At 65.4% G+C, this 23,134-nt stretch carries 24 protein-coding genes; 5 read left to right on the top strand and 19 right to left on the bottom strand.

Going from position 1 to position 23,134, the window contains the following annotated elements; all coding sequences use genetic code 11:
* Positions 1-75: 75 nt before the first annotated feature.
* The 7 genes from asd to CFB41_RS21930 form a co-directional block, all read right to left on the bottom strand.
* Positions 76-1,197: an aspartate-semialdehyde dehydrogenase gene (gene asd / locus CFB41_RS21965; protein WP_069251145.1), complete on the bottom strand. Its 1,122-nt coding sequence runs from the start codon at positions 1,195-1,197 to the stop codon at positions 76-78.
* Between the two features lie 298 nt (positions 1,198-1,495).
* Entirely contained in the window at positions 1,496-2,563 is a 1,068-nt protein-coding gene (leuB, locus tag CFB41_RS21955) for a 3-isopropylmalate dehydrogenase (protein ID WP_089432401.1), read from the bottom strand.
* 79 nt (positions 2,564-2,642) lie between these two features.
* A complete protein-coding gene (gene leuD / locus CFB41_RS21950) occupies positions 2,643-3,293 on the bottom strand; it encodes a 3-isopropylmalate dehydratase small subunit (RefSeq protein ID WP_089442933.1) in 651 nt (216 codons plus the stop codon).
* A gap of 68 nt (positions 3,294-3,361) precedes the next feature.
* Positions 3,362-3,508, bottom strand: coding sequence for an entericidin A/B family lipoprotein (locus tag CFB41_RS21945; protein WP_089442934.1), 147 nt, complete (start codon positions 3,506-3,508; stop codon positions 3,362-3,364).
* 3 nt (positions 3,509-3,511) lie between these two features.
* Positions 3,512-4,921, bottom strand: coding sequence for a 3-isopropylmalate dehydratase large subunit (leuC, locus tag CFB41_RS21940; protein ID WP_039358286.1), 1,410 nt, complete (start codon positions 4,919-4,921; stop codon positions 3,512-3,514).
* Positions 4,922-5,206: 285 nt separating this feature from the next.
* On the bottom strand, positions 5,207-5,956 hold the full coding sequence (locus CFB41_RS21935) for a Tat pathway signal protein (RefSeq protein WP_089458954.1): 750 nt from the start codon (positions 5,954-5,956) through the stop codon (positions 5,207-5,209).
* A gap of 30 nt (positions 5,957-5,986) precedes the next feature.
* Positions 5,987-6,808, bottom strand: coding sequence for a hypothetical protein (locus CFB41_RS21930; protein ID WP_089458953.1), 822 nt, complete (start codon positions 6,806-6,808; stop codon positions 5,987-5,989).
* A 400-nt stretch (positions 6,809-7,208) separates the two neighbouring features.
* Here CFB41_RS21930 and CFB41_RS21925 point away from each other — a divergent pair, with 400 nt between their 5' ends.
* Positions 7,209-7,532: a cupin domain-containing protein gene (locus CFB41_RS21925; protein WP_089442936.1), complete on the top strand. Its 324-nt coding sequence runs from the start codon at positions 7,209-7,211 to the stop codon at positions 7,530-7,532.
* Between the two features lie 143 nt (positions 7,533-7,675).
* A complete protein-coding gene (locus CFB41_RS21920; RefSeq protein ID WP_089457848.1) occupies positions 7,676-8,401 on the top strand; it encodes a glutathione S-transferase in 726 nt (241 codons plus the stop codon).
* 167 nt (positions 8,402-8,568) lie between these two features.
* On the opposite strand, the gene CFB41_RS21915 is transcribed toward CFB41_RS21920, so the two are convergent.
* The 5 genes from CFB41_RS21915 to CFB41_RS21895 all read right to left on the bottom strand — a co-directional run bounded on the left by CFB41_RS21915 (position 8,569) and on the right by CFB41_RS21895 (position 13,481).
* Positions 8,569-10,101 carry an amino acid permease gene (locus CFB41_RS21915; RefSeq protein ID WP_089457847.1) on the bottom strand — a complete coding sequence of 511 codons (1,533 nt, stop codon included), beginning with the start codon at positions 10,099-10,101 and terminating at the stop codon, positions 8,569-8,571.
* A 98-nt stretch (positions 10,102-10,199) separates the two neighbouring features.
* Positions 10,200-10,664: an Lrp/AsnC family transcriptional regulator gene (locus tag CFB41_RS21910; RefSeq protein WP_089427955.1), complete on the bottom strand. Its 465-nt coding sequence runs from the start codon at positions 10,662-10,664 to the stop codon at positions 10,200-10,202.
* Between the two features lie 98 nt (positions 10,665-10,762).
* Positions 10,763-11,521 (bottom strand): dimethylarginine dimethylaminohydrolase family protein, encoded by a 759-nt coding sequence (locus CFB41_RS21905; RefSeq protein WP_089442939.1) that lies wholly within the window; start codon positions 11,519-11,521, stop codon positions 10,763-10,765.
* Between the two features lie 209 nt (positions 11,522-11,730).
* Entirely contained in the window at positions 11,731-12,981 is a 1,251-nt protein-coding gene (locus tag CFB41_RS21900; protein ID WP_089457846.1) for a DUF1479 domain-containing protein, read from the bottom strand.
* A 110-nt stretch (positions 12,982-13,091) separates the two neighbouring features.
* On the bottom strand, positions 13,092-13,481 hold the full coding sequence (locus tag CFB41_RS21895) for a VOC family protein (protein ID WP_089442941.1): 390 nt from the start codon (positions 13,479-13,481) through the stop codon (positions 13,092-13,094).
* Between the two features lie 72 nt (positions 13,482-13,553).
* Here CFB41_RS21895 and CFB41_RS21890 point away from each other — a divergent pair, with 72 nt between their 5' ends.
* Positions 13,554-14,531, top strand: coding sequence for an AraC family transcriptional regulator (locus CFB41_RS21890; protein WP_089457845.1), 978 nt, complete (start codon positions 13,554-13,556; stop codon positions 14,529-14,531).
* Between the two features lie 90 nt (positions 14,532-14,621).
* Here CFB41_RS21890 and gltA read toward each other — a convergent pair whose 3' ends face one another.
* From gltA to CFB41_RS21855, 7 genes are all read right to left on the bottom strand, one after another.
* Complete coding sequence (gltA, locus tag CFB41_RS21885; protein ID WP_011355741.1) at positions 14,622-15,923, bottom strand: citrate synthase; 1,302 nt, start codon at positions 15,921-15,923, stop codon at positions 14,622-14,624.
* 66 nt (positions 15,924-15,989) lie between these two features.
* The gene (locus tag CFB41_RS21880) at positions 15,990-16,259 is read right to left on the bottom strand and encodes a succinate dehydrogenase assembly factor 2 (RefSeq protein ID WP_039358259.1); all 270 of its coding nucleotides are present in this window, start codon (positions 16,257-16,259) and stop codon (positions 15,990-15,992) included.
* Positions 16,260-16,266: 7 nt separating this feature from the next.
* Complete coding sequence (locus CFB41_RS21875; RefSeq protein WP_011355743.1) at positions 16,267-16,968, bottom strand: succinate dehydrogenase iron-sulfur subunit; 702 nt, start codon at positions 16,966-16,968, stop codon at positions 16,267-16,269.
* A 21-nt stretch (positions 16,969-16,989) separates the two neighbouring features.
* On the bottom strand, positions 16,990-18,768 hold the full coding sequence (gene sdhA, locus CFB41_RS21870; RefSeq protein ID WP_089457844.1) for a succinate dehydrogenase flavoprotein subunit: 1,779 nt from the start codon (positions 18,766-18,768) through the stop codon (positions 16,990-16,992).
* A gap of 3 nt (positions 18,769-18,771) precedes the next feature.
* The gene (sdhD, locus tag CFB41_RS21865) at positions 18,772-19,140 is read right to left on the bottom strand and encodes a succinate dehydrogenase, hydrophobic membrane anchor protein (protein ID WP_011355745.1); all 369 of its coding nucleotides are present in this window, start codon (positions 19,138-19,140) and stop codon (positions 18,772-18,774) included.
* Positions 19,141-19,144: 4 nt separating this feature from the next.
* Positions 19,145-19,561: a succinate dehydrogenase, cytochrome b556 subunit gene (sdhC, locus tag CFB41_RS21860; RefSeq protein WP_034185792.1), complete on the bottom strand. Its 417-nt coding sequence runs from the start codon at positions 19,559-19,561 to the stop codon at positions 19,145-19,147.
* A 170-nt stretch (positions 19,562-19,731) separates the two neighbouring features.
* Positions 19,732-20,556, bottom strand: a complete 825-nt coding sequence (locus tag CFB41_RS21855) for a GntR family transcriptional regulator (RefSeq protein ID WP_039358249.1) — start codon at positions 20,554-20,556, stop codon at positions 19,732-19,734.
* A gap of 288 nt (positions 20,557-20,844) precedes the next feature.
* On the opposite strand from CFB41_RS21855, the gene CFB41_RS21850 reads away from it, so the two are divergent.
* On the top strand, positions 20,845-21,831 hold the full coding sequence (locus CFB41_RS21850; protein WP_006479357.1) for a malate dehydrogenase: 987 nt from the start codon (positions 20,845-20,847) through the stop codon (positions 21,829-21,831).
* Positions 21,832-22,015: 184 nt separating this feature from the next.
* Positions 22,016-23,023: a CoA ester lyase gene (locus CFB41_RS21845; protein ID WP_089457843.1), complete on the top strand. Its 1,008-nt coding sequence runs from the start codon at positions 22,016-22,018 to the stop codon at positions 23,021-23,023.
* Positions 23,024-23,134: the final 111 nt, after the last annotated feature.

Genomic DNA, 23,134 nt, shown 5'->3' with positions numbered 1-23,134 from the left:
CTTGATATCGTCAAGGCAGACGCGGCGCGCAATCTCGTGCACCGCGGCCCGCGCATCGCGGGCCGGACACGCCACTTACTTGTCGAGCAGGATGCGCAGCATGCGGCGCAGCGGCTCGGCCGCGCCCCACAGCAGCTGGTCGCCGACCGTGAACGCCGACAGGTATTCACCGCCCATCGCGAGCTTGCGCAGGCGGCCGACCGGCACCGTCAGCGTGCCCGTGACGTTCGCCGGCGACAGGTCGCGCATCGACGCTTCACGCTCGTTCGGCACGACCTTCACCCAGTCGTTCGCCGACGCGAGGATGCCGTTGATCTCGTCGAGCGGCACGTCCTTGTTCAGCTTGATCGTCAGCGCCTGCGAGTGGCAGCGCATTGCGCCGATTCGCACGCACAGGCCGTCGACCGGGATCGAACCCGGCTCGCCCATCGCCGGCTTGCCGAGGATCTTGTTGGTTTCCGCGCCGCCCTTCCACTCTTCCTTCGACATCCCGTTGCCGAGATCCTTGTCGATCCACGGAATCAGCGAACCGGCGAGCGGCACGCCGAAGTTGCTCGTCGGCATCGCGTCGCTGTTCATCGCGGCCAGCACGCGGCGGTCGATGTCGAGGATCGCGGAAGCCGGATCGGCGAGTTGCGCCTGAACCGCGCCGTTCAGCGTGCCCATCTGCGCCAGCAGTTCGCGCATGTTCTGCGCGCCCGCGCCCGATGCGGCCTGGTAGGTCATCGCCGTCATCCAGTCGACGAGGTTCTCGCGGAACAGGCCGCCGAGCGCCATCAGCATCAGGCTGACCGTGCAGTTGCCGCCGATGAAGTTCTTCTGGCCCTTGACGAGCGCGTCCTTGATCACGTCGAGGTTGACCGGATCGAGGATGATGACCGCGTCGTCCTTCATCCGCAGCGACGATGCCGCATCGATCCAGTAGCCGTTCCAGCCGGCCGCGCGCAGCTTCGGGAACACGTCGTTCGTGTAATCGCCGCCCTGGCACGTGATGATCACGTCGCACTTCTTCAGCTCGTCGACGTTGGTCGCGTCCTTGAGCGTAGTCTCGTTTTTCGCGAACGACGGCGCTTTGCCGCCCGTGTTGCTGGTGCTGAAAAACACCGGTTCGATCAGGTCGAAATCGCCCTCTTCCTGCATGCGCTGCATCAGGACGCTGCCGACCATGCCGCGCCAACCTACGAGACCTACGTTCATGACTAACCCTTTGATGGAGCTTCCCCGCCATTCCGTCCCCGGTGTGACCGCGCGGGGAAATAGGCGGGCACGACGGACGATCAGCGTTTAATGATCGTTTTCGTGGTAATGGTTTTCGTGATGACGATGGCGCGCGCACCCGCACGGGCTGTGTTGCCGTGGAGTTTCAAGACCGGGGAGATCAGGGAAAGATGCGCCATCGTTCGAGTCTACACAAAGCCGGTGGCCCGCACAACGGCCAACCGCATGCGAACCGGCCGATTTCGCGGCCTGTTCGCGCCCTTTCTACTTGGTCGCGTTACAGCGCCGCGACCACTGCGTCGCCCATCGCCGTCGTGCCGACCTGCTGGCAACCCGGCGTCGCGATATCGCCCGTGCGGTAGCCCTGTTCGAGCACCGTTTTCACCGCACGCTCGATGCGATCGGCCTGCTCCGCGCGATTCAGCGAGTAGCGCAGCATCATCGCGGCCGACAGGATCGTCGCGAGCGGGTTCGCGATGCCCTTGCCCGCGATGTCCGGCGCCGAACCGTGCGACGGCTCGTACAGGCCCTTGTTGTTCTTGTCGAGCGACGCCGACGGCAGCATGCCGATCGAGCCCGTCAGCATCGACGCTTCATCCGACAGGATGTCGCCGAACATGTTGCCCGTGACGATCACGTCGAACTGCTTCGGCGCCTTCGCGAGCTGCATCGCCGCGTTGTCGACGTACATGTGCGACAGCTCGACGTCCGCGTATTCCTTCGACACGTCGATCATGATGTCGCGCCAGAACTGCGACGTCTCGAGCACGTTCGCCTTGTCGACCGACAGCAGCTTCTTCGCGCGCTTGCGGGCCGCCTGGAACGCGACGTGCGCGATGCGGCGCACTTCCGGTTCCGAATAGCGCATCGTGTCGAAGCCTTCGCGTTCGCCCGCGAACAGGCCGTCCGGTGCAGCGCGCACGCCGCGCGGCTGGCCGAAGTAGATGTCGCCGTTCAGTTCGCGCACGATCAGGATGTCGAGGCCCGCGACCAGCTCGGGCTTCAGCGGCGACGCATCGACGAGCTGCGGATAGCAGATCGCCGGGCGGAAGTTCGCGAACAGCTCGAGGTGCTTGCGCAGCCCGAGGATTGCCTGCTCGGGGCGCAGCGCGCGTTCGAGCGAGTCGTACTTCCAGTCGCCCACGGCGCCGAACAGGATCGCGTCGGCTTCCTTCGCGAGCGTCAGCGTCGCGTCGGGCAGCGGATGGCCGCTCGCCTCGTAGCCCGCGCCGCCGACCGGCGCCTGTTCGAGTTCGAACTTCTCGTCGAGTGCGTTCAGCACCTTCACGGCTTCATTGACGATTTCCGGACCGATGCCGTCGCCGGGCAGCACTGCAATCTTCATGCGAAATTCCTGACTGGGTAGGTTTTTATGGAGGCAGGCCGGCGAACGCGCCGCCGGCGCGCCCGCCCGAAAGGCGATCTCAGCCGACCAGCTTGGTGTTGAGCCACGGCTGCTTCACGAGGCGCTCGGCCTCGAACTGGCGGATCTTGTCCGCGTGGCGCAGCGTGAGGCCGATGTCGTCGTAGCCGTTCAGCAGGCAGTACTTGCGGAACGCGGCGATCTCGAACGGATACTCGCGGCCGTCACCCGTGCGCACGACCTGCGCGTCGAGGTCGACCGTGACTTCGAAGCCGTTGAACGCGACCGTCTCGTTGAACAGGTGATCGACCTGCTGCTCGGTCAGCACGATCGGCAGCAGGCCGTTCTTGTAGCAGTTGTTGAAGAAAATATCGGCGAAGCTCGGCGCGATGATCGCGCGGAAACCGTACTGCTGCAGCGCCCACGGTGCGTGCTCGCGCGAGCTGCCGCAGCCGAAGTTCTTGCGTGCGAGCAGCACGGATGCGCCCTGGTAGCGCGGCTGGTTCAGCACGAAGTCGGGATTCAGCGGACGCTTCGAGTTGTCCTGGCCCGGCTCGCCGTGATCGAGATAACGCCATTCGTCGAACGCGTTCGGACCGAAGCCGGTGCGCTTGATCGACTTCAGGAACTGCTTCGGGATGATCGCGTCGGTGTCGACGTTCTCGCGATCGAGCGGCGCCACGACGCCGGTATGCACTGTGAATTTTTCCATGATCCGTCTATCCGGTTGAAGGGCCGGCGTTCAGCCGGCGCACATCGACAAATTCTCGGTGGGGGCCGTCACTCCGCGGCGCGCTTCAGCGCGCTGCCGGCAGCGTTGACGTCCTGCCCGAAGCCCTGGACGGTATTGCAGCCCGCGAGGCCGAAACCCAGCCCCGCCAGCGCCAGCGCGGCAACCAGCCGCGCAATGACCTTCGATGCCGTCATGCGTTACCCCAGCTGGCGAATGTCGACGAAATGGCCTTCGATCGCCGCGGCTGCCGCCATCGCGGGGCTCACGAGGTGCGTGCGACCGCCCGCGCCCTGCCGGCCTTCGAAGTTGCGGTTCGACGTCGATGCGCAGCGCTCGCCCGGCTCGAGCCGGTCGGCATTCATCGCGAGGCACATCGAGCAGCCCGGCTCGCGCCATTCGAAGCCGGCGTCCGTGAACACCTTGTCGAGCCCTTCGCGCTCGGCCTGCGCCTTCACGAGGCCCGAGCCCGGCACGACCATCGCGAGCCGCACGTTCGACGCGACGCGACGGTTCAGCTTCTTCACGACATACGCGGCCGCACGGATGTCCTCGATTCGCGCGTTCGTGCACGAGCCGATGAAGATCTTGTCGACCTTGATCGATTCGATCGGCGTGTTCGGCTCGAGCGCCATGTACGCCAGCGCACGCTCCATCGCATCGCGCTTGACCGGATCCTTCTCGCGCTCGGGATCGGGCACGCGGCCGTCGATCGACGTGACCATTTCCGGCGACGTGCCCCACGTGACCTGCGGGACGATCTCGGCCGCGTTCAGCTCGACCACGCGATCGAACTGCGCGCCGTCGTCCGACTTGAACTGGCGCCAGTATTCGACGGCCTGGTCCCATTCCGCGCCGGTCGGCACGAACGGGCGGCCCTTCAGGTAGTCGATCGTCGTGTCGTCGACGGCAACCATGCCTGCACGCGCACCGGCCTCGATCGCCATGTTGCAGACGGTCATGCGGCCTTCCATCGTCAGCGCGCGAATCGTCGAGCCGCCGAATTCGATCGCGTAGCCCGTGCCGCCGGCCGTGCCGATCTTGCCGATGATCGCGAGCACGATGTCCTTCGCGGTACAGCCGCGCGGCAGCGTGCCCTCGACCTTCACGAGCATGTTCTTGCTCTTCTTCTGCAACAGGGTTTGCGTGGCGAGCACGTGCTCGACTTCCGACGTGCCGATGCCGTGCGCGAGCGCACCGAATGCGCCGTGCGTCGACGTATGCGAATCGCCGCACACGATCGTCATGCCCGGCAGCGTCGCGCCCTGTTCCGGCCCGATGATGTGGACGATGCCCTGGCGCACGTCGTTCATCTTGAACTGCGTGATGCCGAACGCATCGCAGTTCGCGTCGAGCGTGTCGACCTGGAGCTTCGAGACGGGATCGGCGATGCCGTGGCTGCGATCGGTGGTCGGCACGTTGTGGTCCGACACGGCCAGGTTCGCGCTGATGCGCCACACCGGACGCTGCGCCATCTTCAGCCCTTCGAACGCCTGCGGGCTCGTGACTTCATGCAGCAGCTGACGGTCGATGTAGAGCAGGGTCGTGCCGTCTTCCTCGGTGTGGACCACGTGGGTGTTCCACAGTTTGTCGTAGAGAGTCTGTGCCATGGGTATGCGGGGTCGTTGTGACTACAAGCCTTGCGGATGTGATCGATTATGCCACGCAAAATCGGCCCATGGAGTACCACGATAACGAAAAAAGTGAATAAAAACAGTGAGTTGGGTGGTACACGCGATACCCGGATAAGCATTACCCGGCAACGCGGACACCACGGCGCGGTGGCCCCGGCCGCCACCGCGCTGCGCATGTCACGGCGACACGCGAAAGGACATGACGGTCCCGGAATGGAAGAGATTGATGAACGAGAGATGTTCCGCGAAGGTCCGGCAGCGTCAGCCGTTCGGGTATTCGCGGTTGATCAGGTCGAGCCGCAGCATGCCCAGTTGCACGCCGACGTTGCTCAGCAGGTAGAGATCGCGGCGGCGCAATGCCGGCATCTGCGCGGACGCGTCGTAAAGCGACGGCAGCGTCAGGCCCGCCGGCACCGCGGCCTGCATCCCCGCGGCATTCGACACGCGCACGACAAGCGACGCCTGATCCGCATGGGTGACGACACCGACGTTGCCGAGTGCCGCAGCCGAGCCGGCCTGCTTGACGATCGCGGCGGCGATGCCGTCAGGCGTCGGTATCGGGCTGCCGGCGACCGCGGCCGGGGTCGCGATCGACGTCACGCCGGCCGTCAGCCCGTATTTCGACGCGAGCACGCTCGCGACTTCCTGCTGCGCGAAGATCCGCACGGCAACCTTCTGGTGCAGCAGGAACACGGCGTCGGCAATCGCCTCGTTCACCGGGCCCGGCGCCGCCGCAGCGCGACTGCCGAAGCTGAAGGCGGCAATCGTGTTGATGGTCGTGTTCGGGACGGTCGGCGGCAGCCACGAGAAAAACGGGTCGAACAGGTAGCCGGTCTCGTCGGCGGCGGCTGCGCGGTCGTTCAGTTCATTCGTCAGCTTGCCGAGCATCTGGCGTTGGAGTTCGGCGTCTGAAACAGGCGCGTCGTTCGCGAAGGCCGGCGCACTGGCGGCGCCGGTCGCGGCCAGCGCGGAAGCGGAAACGGAAGCGAGAAAATGGCGGCGGGTCTGCATGGTCATCGGAATCGGGAAAGAGAAAATGCGTCAGCCCTTCGGGAACGCCTGCATCGTCGCGCCGATCGCCCGGCCGAGCATCTGCGCATACATGTCGTGCACGAGGTAGAGGCTGCGGTTACGCGTCCACGGCTGGCCCGACTGCGGGTCGTAAAGCGTCGGCAACGACACCTCGGCAACCGCGGCCGCCTTCATGCCCGCCTGTTGCGAGGTCTGGATGCAGCGCTTCGCGTGGTCCCGATGACCGACCACCGCGACGCTGCCCATCGCGACCGCGCCGCCCGCGCGCGCCACGGCCTCGGCGGCCACACCCGCCGTACTCAGGTACACGATCGTGCCGTCGCTCGCGATCACGGGCTCGATCGACGACAGCACGTCGGCGCCCATCCCGTATTTCGACACGAGAAAGCGCGCAATCTCCCACTGCGCGTAGACCTTGACCGGTTTCAGTTGCCGAATACGGTAGACGGCGTCCGCGAGCGCTTCGTTGACGGGCCCCGGATCGGGCAGCGCGGACTGGTTGCCGCCCGTGCTCGACGTATTGCCGCTTGCCGCGTTCGGGCGATTGCCGAAGCTGTATGCGACGATCGCGCCAATTTGCGCGGCCGGCACCGTCGGCAGGTCCCACGTGAAGCCGACATCGGTCAGCGCAGGCACGATCGCGTTGACCGTCGCCGCGTCGCCGAGCTGCGCATTGAGCTTCGCGGACATCTGCGCGGCCAGCGCCGCATCGGTCACGGGTGCCGACGTGACGTCGTCACCGCCGCATGCGCTCAACCACGGCGCCACGGCAACCGCGGGGGCGGCAGCCAGGAATTTTCTGCGTAAAGAAGCCGACGGGGTTCGATTCATGAGAAATACGAAATGATGCGAGCAACGCCGGCAGCCGATCACGACGTTGCAAATCGCGGGTTCACGGGAATGACAACCTGATGCGTCGCGCGGTTGGGCGATGAATGGCAGGGGCGACGCTCGAATCGAATCGCTGCGCATCGGTCGATCGACGATGCGGGATCGTAGTGGGCGTTTATTAAATCGCGGTGAACCTGTCGATCGAATGCGGACGATCGTCACGCTGTTTCATCGATGGACGCACGCGTTTCATCCATGGCGAGCATGTGCGGCCACCGTTTCATCGGTGGCGAGCAACGTGATTCGCTTGCCTCGTCGCGTGCTGCACATCGCGCTCCTGATTTCGAGATACGATGGCGCAACGCGCACGCTCCCACGATCCAGACCTGGAGCCCTCCCCATGAAGCTCGGCCTGAATGAATCGCTCGCCCACCTCGACGAACAAGGCACGCTGTTCACGACGCTGTTTCGCCACGGCACGCTGGACGTCGAGCTGTACCGGCCGCGCATCGACGACAAGCAGAAGCCGCATACGCGCGACGAGGTCTACGCAATCGCCACGGGCACGTCGCGCTTCGTCGTCGACGGACGCGAATGCGAAATCGCGGCCGGCGACGTGCTGTTCGTCCCGGCACACGCCGAGCACCGCTTCATCGGCTTCTCCGACGACTTCTCGACGTGGGTGTTCTTCTACGGCCCCGAAGGCGGCGAGCGCGGCGCGTAACGCATGTATGACGCACGCACGACGCACGCGGCACTTTTCCTGCAATCGCCTAGACTGTCTATTCGCAGCGGGTGGCGCGCGACACGTGGCCGCCCGGTCGTCACGATGCCGGCAGCAGTCGGTTAAACGAACGGGAAGACAGCATGCGATACGAACTGTATTACTGGCCCGAGATCCAGGGCCGAGGCGAGTACGTGCGGCTCGCGCTCGAAGCGGCGGAAGCCGACTATGTCGACGTCGCGCGTGAATCGGGGCGCGGCATGGGCGTGCCGGCCATGATGCGGATGATGGACAGCTCGAAGGCGGAATGCGTGCCGTTCGCGCCGCCGTTCCTGAAGGCCGGCGACGTCGTCATCGGGCAGACCGCGAACATCCTGCTGTTTCTCGGCGCGCGGCTGGGGCTCGCGCCCGACGACGAAGCCGGCCGGCTGTGGGTGCACCAGCTTCAGTTGACCGTCGCCGATTTCGTCACCGAGATCCACGACACGCACCATCCGATCGCAAGCGGCCTCTACTACGAGGATCAGCAGGCGGAAGCCGCAGAGCGTGCCGCCGATTTCCTCGAAAACCGGCTGCCGAAATTCCTCGGATACTTCGAGCGTGTGCTCGCACAGAATCCGCACAAGAGCGGCTACCTCGCCGGCAACGCACTCAGCTATGCGGACCTGTCGATGTTCCAGTTGATCGAGGGCCTGCGCTACGCGTTTCCGAAAGCGATGAAGCGTGCGGAGCGGCAGATCGCGGCGCTGGTTGCACTGCACGACCGCGTTGCACTGCATCCGCCTGTCGCGTTCTATCTCGAGTCGGAACGCCGCATCCCGTTCAACGACATGGGCATCTTCCGGCACTATCCCGAACTGGACAAGTAACGCCGGCACGGGATCCGCATCGCTTCCCTCATGCAGGGCAGCGGATGCCCCCTGCCCACGCGGCGACCGGCGTCTCGTGCAGATGACGCCGCACGCCAGCCGCACGCATCGGAGCCGGCCGGACAAAACATGCCGGCTCCCGTTATCGCGCTTTCCGTACCAGGCAGTCAGTGCGACTGCCCGCGCTGCGTGGCCGCGGCATCGACGGCTTCGACCGAACGCGTCAGCCACGGCCCGATGTCCATCTCCTCGTAGCGCACGAGCCGGCTCTTGCGCGCACGGCGATACGCCCACCAGATCGTGACGAACAGCGGAATCCACACGTAGATCGACAGCACTTCCATCCAGTCGATGCGGGCCGCGAAGAATGCCTGGTAATCCTGCCCGAGCGAGATCACGATGCAGATCGCGATCGCGAACAGCGGCCCGAACGGGAACCATTTCGCACGGTACGGCAACTGATCGAGCCGGTAGCCCTGCTTCAGGAACCCCTTGCGGAACCGGTAATGGCAGACCGCGATGCCGAGCCACGCGATAAAGCCGGTGATGCCGACCGTATTCAGCAGCCACAGATAGATGCTCTGGTTGTTGGCCAGCGACGTGAGGAAGCACAGCCCGCCGACGGCCATCGTCGCGTACAGCGCGTTGCGCGGCACGCCGCCCGGCGACAGCGTCGCGAACATCGCCGGCGCGCGCCCTTCCGCCGCGAGGTTGTACAGCATCCGCGTGGCCGCGTAAGTCCCGGAATTGCCGGCCGACAGCACGGCCGTCAGGATCACGAGATTCATCGCGCCGGCCGCGAGCCGGAAACCCGCGTGGCTGAACACCAGCGTGAACGGGCTCACGCCGATGTCGGTCACGTCGCTCTTCAGCAGGTTCGGGTCCGTGTACGGCACCAGCAGCCCGATCACGAAGATCGCGAACACGTAGAACAGCATGATCCGCCAGAAAATCTGTTTCACCGCACGCGGGATCGTCTTGCGCGGGTTTTCCGATTCGCCGGCCGTGATCCCGACCAGCTCGGTGCCGAGAAACGAAAAGCCCGCGATCAGCGCGACGCTCATCATCGCGTGCACGCCGCCGACGAACGGCGCATCGCCCGTCGTGAAGTTGCGCAAGCCGACCGGATGCCCGTTCCCGATCAGGCCGGCGGCGATCAGCAGCCCGGCCGCGATGAACGCGACCACGGTGACGACCTTGATCAGCGAGAACCAGTATTCCGATTCGCCGAAACCGCGCACCGACAGCGTATTCAGCAGGAAAATCAGCACGAGGAAACCCGCGCCCCACCAGATGCCGGGCAGGGTTGGAAACCAGTAGCGCATCACGATCTGCGCGGCGACCAGCTCGATCGCGATCGTCACGGCCCAGCTGTACCAGTAGGTCCAGCCGAGCGCGACGCCGAAGCCTTCGTCGACGTACTTCTCGCCGTAGATCGCGAACGAGCCCGATACCGGCATCAGCGCGGCCATCTCGCCGAGGCCCGTGACGACGAAGTACACCATCAGCCCGATCGCGATATACGCGGCGATCGCCCCGCCCGGCCCCGCCTGCGCGACCGACGCCCCCGACGCGACGAACAGCCCCGTGCCGATCGAGCCGCCGATCGCGATCATCGCGATGTGGCGGCCCTGCAGACGGCGTTTCAGCGTCGTCCCGGACGGTGCGGCCGTCTCCGCTGCCGCTTGCAAAGCATCCATAGTGTTCACCCTGATTGGATTCAGGCCCGACGATTTGATTCGGAATGCAAATCGTCAGGCCGGGTCATTCGCGTCGAAGCCGGTCCTTCCCGGCCGCATCACACGACGCTGCGCTTGATCGCCTGCAGTTCGGCCGTCGTCACGATCTTCTCGATCCGGAACCGCGGGCTTTCCAGCCACAGGTTCGCGATCCGCCGGTACTCGTCGAGATCCTCGCACGCGAGCCGCACGAGAAAATCGAACGTGCCGCTGACGAGCCAGCAATCGAGCACGGCCGGATTCGCCCGCATTTCGTCCTCGAACGGCGCCTGCGAACGCCCGTGGTCGGCCAGCGTGATCTGCGCGATCACGACGATCGGCTTGGTCGCGCGCGGCGCCTTGATCACCGCGCGGTACCCTTCGATCACGCCGAGGGCCTCGAGCCGCTCCACGCGCGCCTGGCACGGCCGCGGCGTGAGGTTCACGAGCTCGGACAGCTTCCGGTAGGAAATCCGCCCGTCGGTGCGCAGGATGTCGAGGATCCGGAGATCGATCTTGTCGAGCTGCATCTTCTTGTCGGTCATCCGCGTTCGCTCCGGTCGGGTCGTGGCTGGTGCGCGGAACGTCTCCGGTTCCGCGCGGGGGCCACATTATCCGGCCGAAGCGGCCGCGCGCCAATCGGCTAGAACCGCAGCGACAGGCAGGTCAGGCCGCCGTCCATCTTGCGGAACTCGCTCGTATCGATCACGTGCAGCGGCAGCCCGAGCGACGCGATCTTGTCGTGCACGCGCGGGTAGCCGGCCGGGGTGATCAGCGTGCCGTTCACGCGCAGCGTGTTGCCCGCGTATTCGTCGGCGGCCGAGATCGCGATCCGGCGATAGTCGGCGAAGGCCGGATGCGCGGCCAGCGATTCGGTCACGAGCAGCGTGTCGTCGCCGAGCGCGTTGACGACCGACTTGAGATGCAGGCCGGCGCCCACCGGCACCGCGACGACCGAGTAGCCGTAGCGCGACACGAGCGACTCGAACGCGGCGATGCCTTCGGCGTCGGTGCGGCCCGTCAGGCCGATGTAGAAGCGCTTGCCGACCTGCATCACGTCACCGCCGTCGAGCCGGCCGTCCTGCATCGGCAGCAGGTCGCGATGCGCGGCCAGCGCCGCTTCGATGTGCACCGTCTCGCCCCGCCGCGCCGGCGCACCGGGGCGCGTGATCACCGCGAATTCCGGCGTCACGACCGCGGTGTCCTCGACGAAGTGCGAATCGGGGAATGCCTCCAGCGGCGGCAGTTCGGTCAGCGCGACGCCGAGCGTGCGCAGCGCTTCGCAGTAAGCGTGGAACTGGGTGAGCGTCTTGTCGTAATCGGGCGCGCCGAGCTCGGCGGTGGTCAGGCCCGCGCCACAGGACGGCGCGGGGCGGCGAACGATCGCTTGCGTGAATTGCATCGACTCCTCCATGGTCAGCGCCGCACCCGTGCTTCACACGGAGCGGCTGCGTTGTGTCCGGACCATTATCGGAAGCCAAATTGCGCAATTCGCGTCGATTTCGGCTGCGCCGGCAGCCGATTGCGTCGAATTGCGCGCGGCGCGCAGCGGAATCGGCAGGCCGCCGTGCGCCGCCCGGCGAGCCGCCGCCTTCACACGCGGCATGCTTGCTACACGCCCGCCCCGAACCCCATCTGCGAACGGCCGAGCGCCGTGAGATCGCCCTCCCCGCCCCGCCCGTCGAATTCGACCTCGAAATGATCGGCCGGGAAATCGGGCGGGCTCTCGCCGCGCAGGAACGCAGCACGCTGGCGCTGCAGGTATGCGTCGTTCTTCGCGCAACCGGGCGCGGCCGCGATGTACATCACGTTGCTGTCGCCGCTGCCGCGGTGCGCATCCTCGACCGCGTGCACGACGTCGCCGTGCCAGAACACCGCATCGCCCGGCTCCATGTGCGGGATCGGCACCAGCGCGTCGAGCAGCAGCGCGTGCCATTCGGGCCGGATCGACAGCGCGCGGCCCGGGCGCGCGCCGCACAGGTCGTCGTCGGCCACGTCGTCCTGCAGCGCACGCAGCACGACATAAGCCATCCCGTTCGCCACCGGGATCAACTGCAGCGTGCCGTCGCCGGGCCCCTGCGGCGTCAGTGCGGTCCAGCCCTGGAACGTGCGGAACATCGAGCACACGGCCGGCGACGGAATCTCCTCGACGTCGGGACGGAACGCCGCGTCGTACGGGTCGTAATCGCGCCAGCGGCCGGCCAGCACGTGACGGTAGACCTTGCGGAAATTCTCGCCGAGCCAGCGTTCGACGGAACCGCCGTCGACATGCGGCGACAGCCCGAGCGACGTCGAGCCGGGCGGGCGGCGACGAATCCGGTCCGCATAGGCCGGCACCTGGTCGGGATCGAAGTGCGTGCGGCCGCCGTCCGCGTGCCGCCACAGGCGGTTCAGGAACACGCGCGCCTGGGTCAGGGCCGGCGACTGGCGCGCAGCCACCTGCGGCTTCGACCAGTAGACGCCGTAGATCTGCGGCTTGCCCGACGCGAGGTTGCCGAAATAGCGGTCCTCGGCACGTGCGTGCAGCCGGTCGGTGAAGCGGTTCGCGTCCAGGTAGGCACCGATCTCGTCGTTCCAGTCGCGCGCCTGCTGCGCATCGAATACGCCACGGATCACGATCGCGCCATGCGTGCGGATCGCGGCAACCGCATGCGGATCGACGCTCCCTCTCGCGATGTCCGCAAACGGCACCACCGGAATCACGTCATGGCCATGCGCATGCGCACGCCGAATCGCGTCGACCTGCCGCGCAATATCGCCTTCCAGTTCGCGGAACGTGGCCGCATAACCGGGCAAGTCGGCGCGCAGCGCCCTTTTCGCGTCGCGAATCGCGGCAGGCAGGTCGTCAATCGTCAGTTGCATCGTGGTCTCCTCGCTGACAGGTGTCGTGATGTGCCGTCAGCGTACGGCCGGCACGCGGCCGCGATTACCACTATCCGGCCAACTATCGATACAATCCTGACAACCGCGCGTCACGCCGGACGATGACAGACCACGCACAGCTTGTTGCCGTCCGGATCGCGGAAATAGGCGCCGTAGTAGTCGCGGTGATAGTCCGGCCGCAGGCCCGGCGGCCCTTCGCAAGTGCCGCCGTGGCGTAGCGCGAGCGCGTGGCAGCGATCGACGTGCGCGCGGGTCGGCGCAACGAACGCGATCGTGTGGCCGTTGCCCGGCTCGGGCGCGCGGCCGTCGAGCGGGTGGCCGAAGAAGAACAGCGGCCGGTCGGTGTCGGCCGGCATCCAGCCCGACCAGCCGTCCGGCTCGCGGAATTTCAGGCGCAGCCCGAGTTCCGCAAACAGCGGCGCGTAGAAATCGTAGGCGCGCGCGGTGTCGGCCACCCCCACGCAAACATGTGAAAACATGGCATCGCTCCGTCGTGACGATCGCTCACGATCATGCCACGGCGCGATGCCGGCGCTCCCCCGGAGGCCGCAATGAAACCGCAGTACGAGCACGTGACGTTCGCCCCCGGCTGTTCGATCCGCGTCTATCACCGCCAGCTCGCGCGCATCCCGTTCGAATGGCATCGCCATCCCGAGTACGAACTGACGCTGACGCTCAACAGCCGCGGCCGGCGCTTCATCGGCGATCACGTCGCGCACTACGCGGACGACGACCTGGTGCTCGTGCCGCCCAACCTGCCGCATACGTGGTCGTCGAATGCACGCATCGATCGCGATGCGCCTGAAGTCGCGCTCGTCATCTGGTTCGACGGCGACTGGGCACGGCGTCTCGCCGACTGTTGCCCCGAATACGCGCCGCTGCGCTCACTGCTGCGGCGTGCCGCACCGGGCCTGCGCTTCGATACGGACGCGGCCCGCGCGATGCGCGCACGGCTGCCGCAGCTGCTCGATCCGTCGCCGCGCACGCGGCTCGCGGCCACGCTCGACACGCTCGTCGATCTCGCGGAAGCCGGCGGCGAACCGCTTGCCACCGCGCACGCGTACGAGCGCACCGACGGCACGACACGCCAAACCGACGCAGCCGCCCCCGAAGCCGAACGCCTCGACCGCGTGCTCGACGCGATCGACCGGCACTTCCACGAGCCGTTGCGCATCGACGCACTCGCCGCCACCGCGCACATGTCCGAACGCACGTTGCAGCGCCTGTTCGTCCGGCATCTCGGCGAAAGCGTCGGCCGCTACGTGCAACGGCTGCGGCTCGCGCACGCATGCCGTCATCTCGTCGGCACCGACTGGCCGATCGCGACCGTGGCCGCGCGCTGCGGCATTCCGAATGCCGCGAACTTCAATCGCCAGTTCCTCGCCGCACGCGGGATGACGCCGGGCGCATACCGGCAATTCTTCGTGCAGCACGGCCACGCGCCCGATCACGACACGCCCGCACTCGACACGCGCCCGCCGTCGCTGGAACGCCACGCGGGCCGGGGCGAACCGCCGCCGCCCAAATGAAAACACCCCGACGGGATGACCCGTCGGGGTGTCGTGGCGTTGCGATCGCCCGACGCGAGCGGCCTGCCGGCCGTTCGCGCCGCGCACGACTTAACGTGCGTTGAGCGGCTTCGCTTCGCGCGGCGTATCGCCGATGAACAGCTGGCGCGGACGGCCGATCTTCTGTTCCGGATCGCCGATCATTTCGTTCCACTGTGCGATCCAGCCGACCGTACGTGCCATCGCGAAGATACACGTGAACATCGACGTCGGGATGCCCAGCGCGCGCTGGACGATGCCCGAGTAGAAGTCGACGTTCGGGTACAGCTTGCGCGACACGAAGTATTCGTCTTCCAGCGCGATCTTCTCGAGCTGCATCGCGAGCTTGAACAGCGGGTCGTCGTGCAGGCCCAGTTCGTTCAGCACTTCGTAGCACGTTTCGCGCATCAGCTTCGCACGCGGGTCGTAGTTCTTGTACACGCGGTGACCGAAGCCCATCAGCTTCACGCCCGAATTCTTGTCCTTCACCTGCTTGATGAATTCGGGGATGTTGTCCGGCGAACCGATCTGCTCGAGCATGTTCAGCGCGGCTTCGTTCGCACCACCGTGCGCCGGGCCCCACAGACAGGCGATACCGGCAGCGATACACGCGAACGGGTTCGCGCCCGACGAGCCGGCCAAGCGGACGGTCGACGTCGATGCGTTCTGCTCGTGGTCGGCGTGCAGGATCAGGATACGGTCGAGTGCGCGGACGAGCACGTCGTTGACCTTGTACTCTTCGCACGGGTTCGAGAACATCATGTGCATGAAGTTCGCGCTGTACGACAGCGAGTTCTTCGGATACACGAACGGCTGGCCGATGCTGTACTTGTACGCCATCGCGACGAGCGTCGGCAGCTTCGCGATCATGCGGATCGCCGACACTTCACGGTGACGCGGATCGTTGATGTCGAGCGAGTCGTGGTAGAACGCCGATAGCGCGCCGACTGCAGCGACCAGGATCGCCATCGGGTGCGCGTCGCGACGGAAGCCACGGAAGAAGAAGTGCATCTGCTCGTGCACCATCGTGTGCTTCGTGACGGTGTCGACGAATTCCTTCTTTTGCGCTGCGTTCGGCAGTTCGCCCTTCAGCAGCAGGTAGCAGCTTTCGAGGAAGTCCGCGTTTTGCGCGAGGTTGTCGATCGGGTAGCCGCGGTACAGCAGCTCGCCCTTGTCGCCGTCGATGTACGTAATCGCCGAATTACAAGCTGCCGTCGACATGAAGCCCGGGTCGTACGTGAACTTGCCGGTCTGGCCGTACAGCTTGCGGATGTCGATCACGTCCGGGCCCATCGTGCCCTTGTAGATCGGCAGTTCGACGCTCGGCGAGTTGTCGCTGAACGATAGCGTGGCTTTAACATCAGACGGAGTCATGGCACATCCTCAATCGAAATAAAGAAACGGGATTCGATAACGGGCACAGCGTGTGACGCCTTGGCGTTACACGTTGCGCAGCATCTCCAACAGCCGGTGAATATCCGGGCTGTCTAGGTCGCCTTCTGGTTCCTTGCGCGCGAGGAGCAAGTCCATCAGGTCGTTGTCGCTCAGATCGAGCAGGCGCGACAACGCGCCTACGTCTGCATCGGTGAGGTCATGCTCGTATCTGCTGAAGAAACGCTCGAAAATGATGTCGTTCTCCAGCAGACCCCGCCGCGCACGCCAGCGAAGGCGTGCGCGACGGTGCGGGTCGGATTGATGCGAATCGCTCATCTCGACCTTAAACAGCGCGGCGAACCATCAGTTCCTTGATCTTGCCGATCGCCTTCGTCGGGTTCAGGCCCTTCGGGCAAACGTCGACGCAGTTCATGATCGTGTGGCAACGGAACAGACGGTACGGGTCTTCCAGGTTGTCGAGACGCTCGCCGGTGGCCGTGTCGCGGCTGTCCGCGATGAAGCGGTAAGCCTGCAGCAGGCCGGCCGGGCCGACGAACTTGTCCGGGTTCCACCAGAAGCTCGGGCACGACGTCGAGCAGCTCGCGCACAGAATGCACTCGTACACGCCGTCGAGCTCGTCGCGCTCTTCCGGCGACTGGAGGCGTTCCTTCTCCGGCGGCGGCGCGTCGTTGATCAGGTACGGCTTGATCGAGTGGTACTGGTTGAAGAAGTGCGTCATGTCGACGATCAGGTCACGCACGACGGGCAGGCCCGGCAGCGGACGCAGCACGATCTTCTGCGGCAGGTCGTTCAGGTTCGTCAGGCACGCGAGACCGTTCTTGCCGTTGATGTTCATCGCGTCCGAACCGCACACGCCTTCACGGCACGAACGGCGGAACGACAGCGTCTCGTCCACGGCCTTCAGCTTGACCAGTGCGTCGAGCAGCATGCGCTCGTGCTCGAGCTCCAGCTCGTACGTCTGCATGCGCGGCGCTGCGTCCTTGTCCGGATCGTAGCGGTAGACTTCAAAAATGCGTTTTGCCATTTCGGATTCCTTTGACTCGGCTTAGAACGTGCGCGGCTTCGGCGGCACGGATTCGACCGTCAGCGGCTTCATTTGAACCGGCTTGTAGTCGAGGCGATCGCCTTCGCTGTACCACAGCGTGTGGCGCAGCCAGTTCTCGTCGTCGCGGTGTTCGTAGTCGCTGTGGGCGTGTGCGCCACGGCTTTCCTTGCGTGCTTCCGCCGACACCATCGTTGCGCGAGCAACTTCGATCAGGTTCTCCAGCTCGAGCGCTTCGACGCGCGCGGTGTTGAACACCTTCGACTTGTCCTTCAGGTGGATGTTTTCCACGCGTGCCTTCAGGCCGGCCATCTGGTCGACGCCTTCCTTCAGCAGTTCCGACGTGCGGAACACGCCTGCGTGCTTCTGCATCGTCGAGCGGATGTCGTTCGCGACGTCCTGCGTGTATTCACCCGAGCTCGACTTGTCGAGCTTCGCCAGGCGCGCCAGCGAGAATTCGCCTGCGTCGGCCGGCAGCGGCTTGTGTTCCTTCTGGTTCTTCACGTGCTCGACGATGTGGTTGCCGGCCGCACGGCCGAACACCACGAGGTCCAGCAGCGAGTTCGTGCCGAGGCGGTTCGCGCCGTGCACGGACACGCACGAGCATTCGCCCACTGCGTAGAAACCGTTGACCGGATCCTTGTGACCGCCGCGCGACGTGCCGACGACCTGACCGTGGATGTTGGTCGGGATGCCGCCCATCTGGTAGTGGATCGTCGGGACGACCGGGATCGGTTCCTTGATCGCGTCGACGTTCGCGAACTTCAGCGCGATTTCGCGGATCGACGGCAGACGCTTCATGATCGTCTCGGCGCCGATGTGCGACAGGTCGAGCAGCACGTGATCCTTGTTCGGACCCACGCCGCGGCCTTCCTTGATTTCCTGGTCCATCGAACGCGACACGAAGTCACGCGGCGCCAGATCCTTCAGCGTCGGCGCGTAGCGCTCCATGAAGCGCTCGCCGTTCGCGTTGCGCAGGATACCGCCTTCGCCGCGCACGCCTTCGGTGATCAGCACGCCCGCGCCGGCCACGCCGGTCGGGTGGAACTGCCAGAACTCCATGTCCTGCAGCGCGATGCCCGAACGCGCAGCCATGCCGAGGCCGTCGCCGGTGTTGATGAACGCGTTGGTCGATGCCGCGAAGATCCGGCCTGCGCCGCCCGTCGCGAACAGCGTCGTCTTGCCTTCCATGATGTAGACGTCACCCGTCTCCATCTCGAGGGCCGTCACGCCGAGCACATCGCCTTCCGCGTCGCGGATCAGGTCGAGCGCCATCCATTCGACGAAGAACTGCGTCTTCGCTTCGACGTTCTGCTGGTACAGCGTGTGCAGCAGCGCGTGACCGGTACGGTCGGCGGCCGCGCAGGCGCGCTGGACCGGCTTCTCGCCGTAGTTCGCGGTGTGGCCGCCGAACGGGCGCTGGTAGATCGTGCCGTCCGCGTTACGGTCGAACGGCATGCCGAAGTGTTCGAGTTCGTACACGACGTTCGGCGCTTCACGGCACATGAATTCGATCGCGTCCTGGTCGCCGAGCCAGTCGGAGCCCTTGATCGTGTCGTAGAAGTGGAAGTGCCAGTTGTCTTCGCTCATGTTGCCGAGCGACGCACCGATACCGCCCTGCGCGGCCACCGTGTGCGAACGGGTCGGGAACACCTTCGACAGCACGCCGACCGACAGGCCCGCGCGCGACAGTTGCAGCGCTGCGCGCAAGCCGGAGCCGCCCGCGCCGACGATCACCACATCGAACTTGCGGCGCGGGAGATTAGTTTTGATTGCAGCCATTCTTTACACTCTCCAGAGAATCTGCGCGGCGTAGCCCGCACATGCGAGCAGCCAGACGATGGTCAGCGATTGCAGCAGCAGGCGCACACCGACGGGCTTCACGTAGTCCATCCAGATGTCGCGCACGCCGACCCATGCGTGGTAGAAGAGGGAAAGCAGCATCACGAAGGTCGCGAGCTTCATCCATTGCGCGGCGAAGATCGATGCCCAGCCTTCGTACGAGAAATCGTGCGCGCCGAAGAACAGGACGAGCAGGATCACCGTGTAGACCGCCATGATCGTGGCGGTGATACGCTGCGCGAGCCAGTCACGCAAGCCGTAGTGAGCGCCGACGACGAGGCGCTTCGAGCCGATTCGGTTATTGGCTGCCATTTTCTTAGAATGCTCCGAACAGTTTGAGTGCCATGGCGATCGTCAGCGCGATCGAGACGACAAAGACGACGACTGCCGTCCGCTTGCCGCCTTCCTTCGTGACGGCGTCGTGGTTGACGTCCATCAGCAGGTGGCGAATGCCGGCGCAGAAATGGTGGAAGAAGGCCCACGACAGTGCGAGGACGATCAGCTTGACGATGATGTTGGAGAGGAAAGCCTTGAAGACTTCGAAGCTGAGCTCGGACGTGAGGCTCTGGTCGAAGAGGAACAGCAGGAACGGCAGGAACAAGAACAGCAGCGCGCCGCTGACTCGGTGGAGAATCGACAATATCGCTGCCAGCGGCATGCGATATTTCATCGTGATATCGCCGAATCCGATGTTCCGGTATTCCGGCCTCGGCTTTCTTACTGCATCAGTCATGCTAGACCCCTACTATGTTGTCACACTAATCCGCGATTTTAGCGCCTTTTTATATCGCGCTGCAGCGAAAGTCTGCTCTGGATAGTTGCGCGAACAAGAACAAAGGCGGCCCGAAACGTGCTTCGCGAACGTGGGGAACGCGAACGCACTCGGCTTGAGCCGATACACCGTCAACTCAAGTCATTCTGATAGTAGTACCCGGTCGTGACATACCAGCCGCGACGCACTTCCACCGGTCGGTCTCCGTATGTATAGGACACGCGCTCGACCGACAGCAAAGGGAAACCTGCCGGCACGTGCAGCAGGTCGGCCACCGCCGGCTCCGCCGCGACCGCGCGGATCTTTTCCGTCGCGCGGATCATCCGCGTGCCGAACTCCGTCTCGAACATCGCGTAGAGCGGCCCCTTATACTCGCTCAGCCGCTCGAACGTGAGCCCGCGGAACATCGCGCCCGGCAGCCAGATCTCGTCGAGCACCGTCACTTCGTTCTCGAACTCCAGCAGGCGGCGCACCTGCACGACCGGATCGGCCGGCTTCAGGTCGAGCTGCCGCGCGATCTCGGCCGGCGCGCGCAGGCGACGGCATTCGAGCAGGCGGCTCACGTGCGGATGCTCGGCACCGTCGTCGGCCAGCAGCCGCAGGAAGCGGAACTGCGCGCGATCTTCATTGTGCGTTGCAACAAAAGTGCCCTTGCCCTGCCGCCGGACCACGAGGTTTTCGGCGGCCAGCTCGTCGATCGCCTTGCGGACGGTGCCCTGGCTGACCTTGTAACGGGCCGCCAGCTCCACCTCGCTCGGGATGATCTCGCCGGGCTTCCACTCGCCGGTTTCGAGACTTTGCGTGATTAATGACTTAATCTGCTGGTATAACGGGCTGAACGTCGGCGACGGAGCCGCCGCAGGCGAAGGTGCGGGATCGCTCGCGCCCGGCTGCCCTGGGCCGCCTGCGCCGGTCTGATTCGCGGTATTCGCCTGGTTCGATGTCATGGCGCGCATTTCATCACAAACCGCACTTTTAAGTCCACTCAATTTCCGCAAAACATCTGTCTTATATAAGACATATGATACCGTTTGACTTTGAGCCGGACGGCTCCTACACTCCGGGTCGAGCAAGGGTTCGCGGGTGCAAAAGCGCGTCCCCGGCTACGTGCCACGGCCGTCTCCAGGTTCACCGCGTCTGCCATCGCGAGTCCTCCGCCCTGCTTCAATGCAACACTCCGCACAACGCGCATAGAATGGCGTTTTCGCGAGTGTCCAACGCTTTACCCGTCCTGGAGATTTTCAATGGCTAAGCCCGCAAAGCGTGTTGCCGTCACCGGCGCCGCAGGTCAAATCGCTTACTCCCTGCTGTTCCGCATCGCGAACGGCGACCTGCTCGGCAAGGACCAGCCGGTCATCCTGCAACTGCTCGACCTCCCGCAAGCCCAAGGCGCCGTCAAGGGCGTCGTGATGGAACTCGACGATTGCGCGTTCCCGCTGCTCGCGGGCGTCGTGATCACCGACGATCCGAAGGTCGCATTCAAGGATGCCGACGTCGCACTGCTGGTCGGCGCACGTCCGCGCTCGAAGGGCATGGAGCGCAAGGACCTGCTGTCGGCAAACGCCGAAATCTTCACGGTTCAGGGTGCTGCGCTGAACGAAGTCGCGAGCCGCGACGTGAAGGTGCTGGTCGTCGGCAACCCGGCGAACACGAACGCCTACATCGCGATGAAGTCGGCACCGGATCTGCCGAAGAAGAACTTCACGGCCATGCTGCGCCTCGACCACAACCGCGCGCTGTCGCAGCTCGCAGCGAAGTCGGGCAAGCCGGTCGCATCGATCGAGAAGCTCGCCGTGTGGGGCAACCACTCGCCGACGATGTACCCCGACTTCCGCTTCGCGACCGCCGAAGGCGAATCGCTGCTGAAGCTGATCAACGACGACGTGTGGAACCGCGACACGTTCATCCCGACCGTCGGCAAGCGCGGCGCGGCGATCATCGAAGCGCGCGGCCTGTCGTCGGCAGCATCGGCAGCGAACGCAGCAATCGACCACGTGCGTGACTGGGTCCTCGGTACGAACGGCAAGTGGGTCACGATGGGCATCCCGTCGGACGGCTCGTACGGCATCCCCGAAGACATCATCTACGGCGTGCCGGTCACCTGCGAAAACGGCGAATACAAGCGCGTCGAAGGCCTGGAAATCGACGCGTTCTCGCGCGAGAAGATGGACGGCACGCTGGCCGAACTGCTCGAAGAGCGCGATGGCGTCGCCCACCTGCTGAAGAACTAAGCATTGCGCACCTCGCCGGGCGGCCCTCGGGCAGCCCGGTTTCGGCCCGGGACGGCAAGCCGCCGGCCCGGCCGACCGATCCGATCCGCGCACGTTTTGCCGCCCCGCGCTTGCCGCGCCCCCGCCCAGAACGCGTCCGAATCCGATTTTCTCCACGTTGACCCGCTTCCCTGACGTAGACGAGATGGCCGCGCTCACTCCCGCACAAGTGCTGTACGACGGGGCGTCCCCGCCCGCGATCCTGCCCTGCTGTGATCACTACGCGGGCAGCGAAAAGCTGATGCGCAAGTCGCTCGCGCTGCAGGCCGAGCTAGGCCCCGTGTTCGACATCACGCTCGACTGCGAAGACGGCGCTGCCGTCGGCCAGGAAGCCGCGCACGCGGCACTCGTCACCGACATCCTCGGCAGCGACGAGAACCGCTTCGGCCGCGTCGGCGTCCGCATCCACGACTTTTCCCACCCGCACTGGCGCGACGACGTCCGCATCGTGCTGCGCGCATCGCGTGCACCCGCCTATATCACGCTCCCGAAGATCGCCAGCGCCGCCGATGCCGCCGAAATGGCCGCGTTCATCGAAGGCACGCGCCGCGAGCTCGGCATCGCGCAGCCGATTCCGGTCGACGTGCTGGTCGAGACGCACGGCGCGCTCGCGCAGGCGGCCGCCCTCGCCGCGTTGCCGACGGTCGGCACGCTGAGCTTCGGGCTGATGGATTTCGTCTCCGCGCACCACGGCGCGATTCCCGATTCCGCGATGCGCTCGCCCGGCCAGTTCGAGCATCCGCTCGTGCGTCGCGCGAAGCTGGAAATCGCCGCGGCCTGCCACGCGCACGGCAAGACGCCGTCGCACAACGTGACGACCGAGGTGCGCGACATGAGCGTCGCCGCCGCCGATGCACGCCGCGCGCGCGACGAATTCGCGTTCACGCGGATGTGGAGCATTCACCCCGCACAGATCCGCCCGATCGTCGACGCATTCGCGCCGCGCACCGACGAAGTCGCGCTGGCCGCCGAGATCCTGCTGGCCGCGCAAGCGGCGGACTGGGGCCCGACGCGCCACGGTGATACGCTGCACGATCGCGCGAGTTACCGCTATTACTGGTCGGTGCTGCGCCGCGCACGGGCCACCGGCCAGCCGGTGCCGGCCGAGGCCGCGCCGCTGTTCGGCCCGGCCGCCGCGGGCAGCGCGCGATAAGCGCGCGCCGCCGGCCGATACACGAGTTTCATGCATTCGACGACGCGCGAACCGGATAGAGGTTTGCGAAACGACAAAAAACGTAACGGAGCCCGAAAACCTGATATACAC

It is taken from the genome of Burkholderia sp. AU33803 (assembly GCF_002223095.1).
Classification (GTDB): domain Bacteria; phylum Pseudomonadota; class Gammaproteobacteria; order Burkholderiales; family Burkholderiaceae; genus Burkholderia.
This window is presented reverse-complemented; position numbering and strand designations above follow the sequence as displayed.

Coding starts and splice junctions, on each gene's coding strand:
- sdhC (WP_034185792.1), bottom strand. CDS start 19,561: ATGACTGATGCAGTAAGAAAGCCGAGGCCGGAATACCGGAACATCGGA.
- CFB41_RS21895 (WP_089442941.1), bottom strand. CDS start 13,481: ATGTTTTCACATGTTTGCGTGGGGGTGGCCGACACCGCGCGCGCCTAC.
- sdhD (WP_011355745.1), bottom strand. CDS start 19,140: ATGGCAGCCAATAACCGAATCGGCTCGAAGCGCCTCGTCGTCGGCGCT.
- leuB (WP_089432401.1), bottom strand. CDS start 2,563: ATGAAGATTGCAGTGCTGCCCGGCGACGGCATCGGTCCGGAAATCGTC.
- gltA (WP_011355741.1), bottom strand. CDS start 15,923: ATGACTCCGTCTGATGTTAAAGCCACGCTATCGTTCAGCGACAACTCG.
- sdhA (WP_089457844.1), bottom strand. CDS start 18,768: ATGGCTGCAATCAAAACTAATCTCCCGCGCCGCAAGTTCGATGTGGTG.
- CFB41_RS21875 (WP_011355743.1), bottom strand. CDS start 16,968: ATGGCAAAACGCATTTTTGAAGTCTACCGCTACGATCCGGACAAGGAC.
- asd (WP_069251145.1), bottom strand. CDS start 1,197: ATGAACGTAGGTCTCGTAGGTTGGCGCGGCATGGTCGGCAGCGTCCTG.
- CFB41_RS21910 (WP_089427955.1), bottom strand. CDS start 10,664: ATGACCGACAAGAAGATGCAGCTCGACAAGATCGATCTCCGGATCCTC.
- CFB41_RS21905 (WP_089442939.1), bottom strand. CDS start 11,521: ATGCAATTCACGCAAGCGATCGTTCGCCGCCCCGCGCCGTCCTGTGGC.
- CFB41_RS21890 (WP_089457845.1), top strand. CDS start 13,554: ATGAAACCGCAGTACGAGCACGTGACGTTCGCCCCCGGCTGTTCGATC.
- CFB41_RS21925 (WP_089442936.1), top strand. CDS start 7,209: ATGAAGCTCGGCCTGAATGAATCGCTCGCCCACCTCGACGAACAAGGC.
- CFB41_RS21845 (WP_089457843.1), top strand. CDS start 22,016: ATGGCCGCGCTCACTCCCGCACAAGTGCTGTACGACGGGGCGTCCCCG.
- leuD (WP_089442933.1), bottom strand. CDS start 3,293: ATGGAAAAATTCACAGTGCATACCGGCGTCGTGGCGCCGCTCGATCGC.
- CFB41_RS21935 (WP_089458954.1), bottom strand. CDS start 5,956: ATGCAGACCCGCCGCCATTTTCTCGCTTCCGTTTCCGCTTCCGCGCTG.
- CFB41_RS21855 (WP_039358249.1), bottom strand. CDS start 20,556: ATGCGCGCCATGACATCGAACCAGGCGAATACCGCGAATCAGACCGGC.
- CFB41_RS21900 (WP_089457846.1), bottom strand. CDS start 12,981: ATGCAACTGACGATTGACGACCTGCCTGCCGCGATTCGCGACGCGAAA.
- CFB41_RS21945 (WP_089442934.1), bottom strand. CDS start 3,508: ATGACGGCATCGAAGGTCATTGCGCGGCTGGTTGCCGCGCTGGCGCTG.
- CFB41_RS21915 (WP_089457847.1), bottom strand. CDS start 10,101: ATGGATGCTTTGCAAGCGGCAGCGGAGACGGCCGCACCGTCCGGGACG.
- CFB41_RS21930 (WP_089458953.1), bottom strand. CDS start 6,808: ATGAATCGAACCCCGTCGGCTTCTTTACGCAGAAAATTCCTGGCTGCC.
- CFB41_RS21920 (WP_089457848.1), top strand. CDS start 7,676: ATGCGATACGAACTGTATTACTGGCCCGAGATCCAGGGCCGAGGCGAG.
- CFB41_RS21850 (WP_006479357.1), top strand. CDS start 20,845: ATGGCTAAGCCCGCAAAGCGTGTTGCCGTCACCGGCGCCGCAGGTCAA.
- leuC (WP_039358286.1), bottom strand. CDS start 4,921: ATGGCACAGACTCTCTACGACAAACTGTGGAACACCCACGTGGTCCAC.
- CFB41_RS21880 (WP_039358259.1), bottom strand. CDS start 16,259: ATGAGCGATTCGCATCAATCCGACCCGCACCGTCGCGCACGCCTTCGC.